The organism is Streptomyces sp. NPDC006265, assembly GCF_040613555.1.
GTDB lineage: Bacteria > Actinomycetota > Actinomycetes > Streptomycetales > Streptomycetaceae > Streptomyces.
Genome location: NZ_JBEXSH010000481.1, coordinates 1 through 6,882, shown reverse-complemented (window position 1 = coordinate 6,882; position 6,882 = coordinate 1). Strand labels below are relative to the sequence as shown.

Sequence of the window (6,882 nt, the reverse complement as noted above, 5' to 3'; positions counted from 1 at the left end):
CTTCTTCGCCAGCCACAGCAGCAGTGCGCCGCGGTCGATCGCGGCGTGCGTCCCGGCGTTGATGGCCGCGCCGGCGAGCAGCGCGGTGGGGGCCCACACCTCGGGCCTGACCTTCGGCTTCTACCACGCCCACCCGGTCGACGCCCTGTACCGCGAGGCCCGCCTGGAGTCGTCGGTGCCGCCGGGCGCGGACCTGGCCCAGACGATCGAGGTGTACGCGAGTCTGCCGCTGCAGTTCGAGCCGGGCACCGAGTGGAACTACTCGGTGGCCAGCAACGTCCTGGGCCGGATCATCGAGGTGGTGTCCGGGCAGCCGCTCGACGTGTTCTGCGCCGAGCGGATCTTCGGGCCGCTCGGCATGACGGACGCGGGCTTCCACGTCACGGACGCGCAGGCGCCCCGGCTCTCCGAGATGTACGGGGAGAGGGAGGGCGGTGGCATCGAACCGATCCCGGGGCTGCCGCTGCGCGGCCGGCCGCGGTTCCTGTCGGGCAGCGGCGGCATGGTGTGCTCGGCCCACGATTACCACCGCTTCATGGAGATGCTGCGCCGCCGGGGCGAACTCGACGGCGTGCGGCTGCTCGCCCCGCCGACCGTGGACCTGATGACCCGCAACCACCTGCCCGGCGGAGCCGACCTGCGGGCCTTCGGCAGCCGCCCCGCCCACGACGAGCCCGGCAACGAGGGGCTCGGCTTCGGCTTCAGCTGTTCCGTGGTGATCGATCCGTCCCGCACCCTGGTGCCGTCCGGGCTCGGCGCCTTCGGCTGGAGCGGGGTCGCCACGACGACGTTCTGGGTCGACCCGGGCCGCGACCTGACGGTGCAGTTCATGACGCAGGTGCGGCCCAGGACCTCCCACTCGGTCTTCAAGGACCTCAAGCGGATGGTCCACGAGGCCCTGTCGGACTGACGCCCGCTACCGGTCGACGCGGAGTGTGAACTCCATTCCGTCCCGGGCGAGTTCCCGCAGCCACTGCTCGGACCGGGTGGCCGTCTCGGCGGCGCGGTTCAGGCCCGGCGGCAGGGAGCCGTCCAGGATGTGACGGACACCGAGGGCGAGGGTCCGCGAGACGCAGCGGGCCATCGCGCTCTCCTCGGCGTCACCCACCAGGTCGAGGAGGTAGCCGCCCGTCCATGACCTCCCCGACTCGGCGCGCACGTCCAGCGACACGGCGAGGACGACCCGGTCGTGGTCGTCGTCCGTGGTGGGGTGGGCGGCGGCCAGTTCCCGCGCCAGGGCGGCGATGCGGTCGTCGTCGCCGGCCCTGAGCTCCTCGAAGACACCGGCCCAGGCGCGCAGCCAGCCCTCCAGACGCAGGGTGCCGCGCACGAACGTCCGCGGTGTCCAGGCGTCCGGCAGCCCGTACTGCGCGACGAACGGGACGCTGTCGCGGTTGGGGTAGACCTCGAAGGCCTCCCCTTCGACAACGTGCCGCCGGGTCGCCTCCCAGGGCCGCTCGGCGACCGTCGGCGCACCGCCCTCGATGTAACGGGCCGGGGAGCGCAGGGCGCGCAGGACCCCCGCGGGTGCCCAGCTGAAGCGGTACGTGAAGTCGTTGGGGACGGCGGGGACTCCACCGCAGTACGACGTGAGGGTGTACGAGGCGGGCGTCTCGTCGCCGATGGCCTCCCGGGCCCGGGCGACCAGGGCGTGGGCGAAGAGGTGGTCGATGCCCGGGTCGAGCCCGGCCTCGGTGAGGACGACGAGCCCGGCCTTCCCGGCCGCGGGCACCTGCTCCAGCACCGCGTCCGACACATAGCTGGAGCACGCGAAGTGCGCTCCCTGCCGTACGCACTCCGCGAGGAGGGGGGCGTGCTCGGGGGCGGGGAGCATCGACACGACGACATCGCCCGGCGCGAGTTCGGCGGCGAGCGCGGGCAGCGTGCAGACGCGGGGCTCGGCCCGTCCGGTGAGGCCCAGCCGGTCGAGGGCGTCGGCGGCCCGGTCCTCGGTGCGGTGCCAGAGCCGGACCCGCTCGGCCGTGTCGCACAGCGCCGCGAGACCGCTGCCCGTGGACAGGCCGGCGCCGATCCAGTGGACGGTGCCGCTCGCCGCCGCCGGTTCGGTACTCAAAGGGAGTCCCCCTTGTCGAGGCCGTGGGCGCGGGACGCGTCACGGAACCGGTCCAGGCAGCGCCCCCAGGGTCCGGAACCGCCGAAGTCGAGCAGGTGGGGCAGGAGGGCGGCCGAGAAGTCGGCGCTGGACTCCAGCGGCAGCAGGGAGGGCAGGTTGTCGATGGCGATGAGGTCGAGCGGGGGTGCGTCGCGCAGCCGCCGTACGGGCTCGTCCCAGGAGGTGGTGTCGTCGTACACCGGAAGGACGTTGAGTGGGGAACCGACGTCGCAGGTCACATCGCACAGGGTGCGCAGCCGGCGGTCCGGGGTGTCGAGGTCCTGCTCGCGCAGGAAGGGCGGGACGGGGGTGGTGGCGAGGACCGCGTTCACCATCACGTCGTGCCGCAGCAGGGCGGGGCGGTCCAGGTCCCGCGTCTCGGCGAGGTCCCAGCCGGTGGGGTCGACACCGGCGGCGGCGAAGGCCGCGCGGGCGCCGCGGCCGCTTCGGCCCAGGGCGCCGACGACGAGGCCGGTGAACCCGGCGTCGCCGGAGGCCGGCTTGAGTGTCTCGTCCAGGTCTTCCTTGGTGGTCGGCTTCAGGGGCGCCCGCAGCCGGCCCCGGTGCCGGAGCACGGCCAGGGCGGCGCCCAGGTAGCCGGCCCAGAAACCGAAGGCGGCCAGGCGCCGTCCGGTGTCGTCCACCAGGTACTCCAGGTCGAACAGCGCCCCGCCCCCGGCGGCGAACCGGCCCAGCAGCTCCGCCGCTCCCGGCTGGTCCTTGTAGGCGTGGCCGAAGAAGATGTGCCGGTGCGTCAGCCCGGCCGGGTCCTCGGGCAGTTCCTTCAGGCCGAGCACGACGGCGTCCCGAGGTGCCCTCACCCAGGAGCCCGCTGGGGCGACCCGGCAGCCGGCCGCCTCGTACTCCTCGATCGGGAAGACCCGCTGCGGGGACTCCTCGACGGTCAGTTCCACTCCGTTCCCGACGAGCCGCCGGGCGTCGCCGGGAACGATCGGAGTGCGTCGCTCGGTCGTGCGGGCCTCGTGGCGCAGCCACAGATGGAGCTCGGTCATACCAGGTGAGCCTCCGGCGTGAGGCATCGGCCGCTGAGGGTCGACGCTTCTGGGGCGGACGTTCACGAAGCGTACGCGGCCCGCCTGCGGGTCGCGCACGGATTCGCCCAGGTCACGTCGGGAACCGGAACCGGCCGAGCGGTCAGGAGGAGCTGACCACCGCGTCCAGGTGGGGCAGGTGGTGGTCGAGGCGCTCCCGCTTGGTGCGCAGATAGGTGATGTTGTTCTCGCACGGCGGGATCAGCAGCGGCACCGTCTCGGCGACGGTGATGCCGTGGTTCACCAGCGCCTCGCGCTTGCGCGGGTTGTTGGACATCAGCCGCACGGAGCGCACGCCCAGGTCGTCGAGTATCCGGGCCGCCACGCCGTAGTCGCGGGCGTCCACCGGCAGACCGAGGGCGAGGTTGGCCTCGACGGTGTCCAGGCCCTCCGCCTGCAGGGCCATCGCGCGCAGCTTGGCGAGCAGGCCGATGCCGCGGCCTTCATGCCCTCTGAGGTAGACCACGACACCAGCTCCTTCGGCGACGACCGCGCGCAGGGCGGCGTCGAGCTGGTCACCGCACTCGCAGTGCTGGGAGCGGAAGGCGTCGCCGGTCAGGCACTCCGAGTGCAGCCGGATGAGGACGTCGTCGGAGCCGATCTCCCCGTAGACCAACGCCACCTGTTCGTCACCGCGGTCATGGTCCAGGTAGCCGACCGCCTGGAATTTCCCGTACACGGTGGGCAGGGGGGCATTCACGACGCGTTCCACGCCGGTCCGCTGCGTCGACTTCTTGCCGAGTACGCCAATTTTTTCTGTCATGATTCTCGAGTTCCTAAGCAGAGACGAAAGGCCGTGACGTGATGAGTGATCTGGTGCCGGCGGACACCACGGAAGACGTACGGACGCGGGGCGCCGGTGTCTCACGGCAGGTCGCGGTGCTTCCCGTGGGGAGCTTCGAGCAGCACGGTGCGTACCTCCCGCTGGCGACCGACACGCTCGTCGCCTGTGCCGTCGCGCGGGAGATAGCCGGCGCGTACCCGGTGCACCTCCTTCCTCCGGTGACGATCTCGTGCTCGCACGAGCACGCGGCCTGGCCGGGGACCGTCAGCATCTCCTCGGTGACCCTTCATGCGGTGGTACGGGACATTGCGGCTTCGCTGCGCCGGTCCGGGGTCGACGCCCTGGTGGTGGTCAACGGGCACGGCGGCAACTACGTACTGGGCAACGTGGTTCAGGAGTCCTCCGCCCGCGGTGAGCGGATGGCGCTCTTCCCGGCCGCTGAGGACTGGGAGGCGGCGCGCGAGCGGGCGGGTGTGGTCACCTCGCTGCTCACCGACATGCACGCGGGGGAAATCGAGACCTCCGTCCTTCTGCACGCTCATCCCGAAATGCTCCGACCCGGTTATGAGACTTCCGATTTCGTCGCTGACGACCGGCGTCATCTGCTCACCCTCGGCATGTCCGGCTATACCGATTCCGGTGTCATCGGCCGTCCTTCGCTGGGTTCGGCTGAAAAAGGGAAGGAACTCCTGGCGAGCCTCGCGGATTCCTTCGGGGCGTATTTCTCGATGCTGACCTCCGAGGCGTGGTCACCCCGCGGCGCGGGGGCGGGTACCGGGGCCTGAGCGGTGGCCCGGGCCCCGGCCCGCAGGCCCGCGTACCAGCGGGCGACGAGCACGATCAGGCCGGGCAGGCTGGCCACGAGGCTGAGCACCCCGTAGACGACCGCGACGGCCAGCCCCCGGCCGGCGCCCAGGCCCGCGGCGCCGAACGCCCAGGCGGTGACGCCCTCCCTGGGCCCCCAGCCGCCGACGTTGAGCGGCAGGCCCATCGCCAGCAGGGCGAGAACGGCGAGGGGCAGCAGGACGGCCACGGAGGCGGCGGTCCCGGCGACACGGGCGGCGAGTACGAACATCGCGACGTAACCTGCCAGCACCACCGCGGAGGAGACAACCACACCGGGCCCGTTCTCTCGCGACAGCAGCTCGTGGCGGGTCTCGGCGAGGACCGCGCGCAGCTTGCGGCCACGCCGGGAGGGTGCCGTCCGGTTCATGCGCAGAGCGAGGACGACGGCGAGTGCCCCGAGGACGGCCAGGGCCGCGAGCGGGGCGATGTGCCGGGCCTCGGCCAGCACCGGGGACGGCATGGTCAGCAGGACGACGGCCCCGAGGGCGAACAACGCGATCTGCCCGGCGGCCCGTTCGAGGACGACGGCCTTCACGCCCCGCCGAACGTCCCCCTCGCTCTGTCCGTGCCGCACGGCCCGGTGCACATCACCGAGGACGCCGCCGGGCAGGGCCGCGTTCAGGAACAGCGCGCGGTAGTAGTCCGCGACGGCCGGCCCGAACGGCAGCCGGATCCTGAGTCCTCGGGCCACGATCGCCCAGCGCCACGCGCTGCACACGGTGGTGACGAGGCCGATGCCGAGTGCGAGCAGCAGCGACACCCCGTCGATCCGCCGCAGTCCGTCCAGGAAGACGCCGGTGCCGAGACGCCAGAACAGCACACCAAGGATGGCGATTCCGGCGACGGTGCCGAGGTGGGTACGGACCTTGGGGGAGCCGAGGCGGGCCAGGGCCGTACGGACGGGGCCGGGCGACGGTGTGCCGGTGACGGACGACGGGAGCCCCGCGGGGTCCGCGGCGGCGGGCGCGCTGCTGTCGCCCGTGGCCGGGCGCGGCACGACCGCGTCCGCCCGGGCCGTGACCGCCGCACCGGATGCCGCCGGCACCCGGGGGTTGTCCGTGAGCGTGGTGCGCGGGCGCGTACCCGTCGCCTGCGGGCTCATGACGCTCCGCCCGCCGGACGGGACAGGGCCAGGAGGTCGACGTGGTGGACGGTGACGCGCAACTCGCCCGCGGCGAGGGCAGCCAGCCGGTTGGTCAGGTAGACGTCGGCCTCGGCCCGCAGCTCGGGGCGCTCCTCGACGGCGGCGCCGACCCAGCCGCGCAGCCACTGCTCGGTGAGCGCGGCCCGCTCGGGGCCCAGCCGCCAGGGGCTCGGGTGCAGCCGTACGGTCGCGCCGTGCTCGGAGAACGCCTCGGCCGCCGCCGTGACCGCGTCGGGGCCGAGCATGCCGTCACGGCGCTGGTGGTCGTTGAACGCCTGGACCAGTTCCGCGTCCAGCGGGTGGGACGGGGTCAGTTCGACCCGCCCGGCGACGGACAGCGTCAGCAGGGCCGGGCAGCCGGCCCCGGCGCACGCGGCGGCGAGGGTGTCGATCTCCTCCCGGGTGAGGACGTCCAGCAGAGCGGACGCGGTCACCAGGGACGCGCCCCGCAGGGCGTCCGGACTGAGGCGGGCGATGTCGCCGCGGCGCGTCTCCACGGAGACCCGGCTGCCGTCGGCGGCCGAGCGCGGGGAGGACACCGCGGCGAAGTGCAGCAGGTAGGGGTCGCGGTCGTGCAGGACCCAGTGCTGGGCGCCGTCCAGGCGGGGCGCGAGCCAGCGGCCCATCGAGCCGGTGCCGCAGCCCAGGTCGTGGATGACGACGCCCGACTTGCCGGGCATGTTGGCGAGCCGGATCCTCAACGGGTCGAGCAGGTCGTGCGCCCGCCCGGCGGCGTCGGCCGGCTCCCGCAGCTCCAGCCACTCCGGCGCGTACCGGGGCGGATCGTCCGGGTTGGCCTCACGCAGCTTGACGGTCGGCCGCGAGCCGGGCTTGCCGCTGGGGCCGGCGCCGGGGATGACGGCCCCGGGGACGCGCCCCGGACCGAACGCCACGCTGGAGCCCAGACCGGGGATCGCGGCGTTCTCGGTCGACCGCGCTGCGG

Annotated in this window: 5 protein-coding genes and 2 pseudogenes; 2 read left to right on the top strand and 5 right to left on the bottom strand. The window is 73.3% G+C overall.

The window, feature by feature from the left end:
• Positions 1-94: 94 nt before the first annotated feature.
• Positions 95-910, top strand: a pseudogene (locus tag ABZ281_RS31040) (serine hydrolase domain-containing protein); the annotation flags it as partial.
• A gap of 6 nt (positions 911-916) precedes the next feature.
• Here the strand turns inward: ABZ281_RS31040 and ABZ281_RS31035 are convergent.
• From ABZ281_RS31035 to ribA, 3 genes are all read right to left on the bottom strand, one after another.
• Complete coding sequence (locus ABZ281_RS31035) at positions 917-2,074, bottom strand: saccharopine dehydrogenase family protein (protein ID WP_356660853.1); 1,158 nt, start codon at positions 2,072-2,074, stop codon at positions 917-919.
• Positions 2,071-3,126, bottom strand: a complete 1,056-nt coding sequence (locus tag ABZ281_RS31030) for a saccharopine dehydrogenase (RefSeq protein ID WP_356660851.1) — start codon at positions 3,124-3,126, stop codon at positions 2,071-2,073. Before ABZ281_RS31030 ends, ABZ281_RS31035 begins: the two co-directional genes overlap by 4 nt.
• A gap of 142 nt (positions 3,127-3,268) precedes the next feature.
• Complete coding sequence (ribA, locus tag ABZ281_RS31025; protein WP_356660849.1) at positions 3,269-3,928, bottom strand: GTP cyclohydrolase II; 660 nt, start codon at positions 3,926-3,928, stop codon at positions 3,269-3,271.
• A 41-nt stretch (positions 3,929-3,969) separates the two neighbouring features.
• Here ribA and ABZ281_RS31020 point away from each other — a divergent pair, with 41 nt between their 5' ends.
• Complete coding sequence (locus ABZ281_RS31020) at positions 3,970-4,734, top strand: creatininase family protein (protein WP_356660847.1); 765 nt, start codon at positions 3,970-3,972, stop codon at positions 4,732-4,734.
• A gap of 119 nt (positions 4,735-4,853) precedes the next feature.
• Here the strand turns inward: ABZ281_RS31020 and ABZ281_RS31015 are convergent.
• Together ABZ281_RS31015 and ABZ281_RS31010 are read right to left on the bottom strand one after the other, a co-directional pair.
• Positions 4,854-5,897 (bottom strand): annotated as a pseudogene (locus ABZ281_RS31015) (lysylphosphatidylglycerol synthase transmembrane domain-containing protein); the annotation flags it as partial.
• On the bottom strand, positions 5,894-6,832 hold the full coding sequence (locus ABZ281_RS31010; protein ID WP_356660855.1) for a class I SAM-dependent methyltransferase: 939 nt from the start codon (positions 6,830-6,832) through the stop codon (positions 5,894-5,896). The pseudogene ABZ281_RS31015 and the gene ABZ281_RS31010, both read right to left, overlap by 4 nt.
• Between the last annotated feature and the right edge of the window lie 50 nt (positions 6,833-6,882).

Bases quoted from the DNA above. Each gene is read 5' to 3' on its own strand.
- ABZ281_RS31030 (WP_356660851.1), bottom strand. From the start codon at position 3,126: ATGACCGAGCTCCATCTGTGGCTGCGCCACGAGGCCCGCACGACCGAG.
- ribA (WP_356660849.1), bottom strand. From the start codon at position 3,928: ATGACAGAAAAAATTGGCGTACTCGGCAAGAAGTCGACGCAGCGGACC.
- ABZ281_RS31020 (WP_356660847.1), top strand. From the start codon at position 3,970: ATGAGTGATCTGGTGCCGGCGGACACCACGGAAGACGTACGGACGCGG.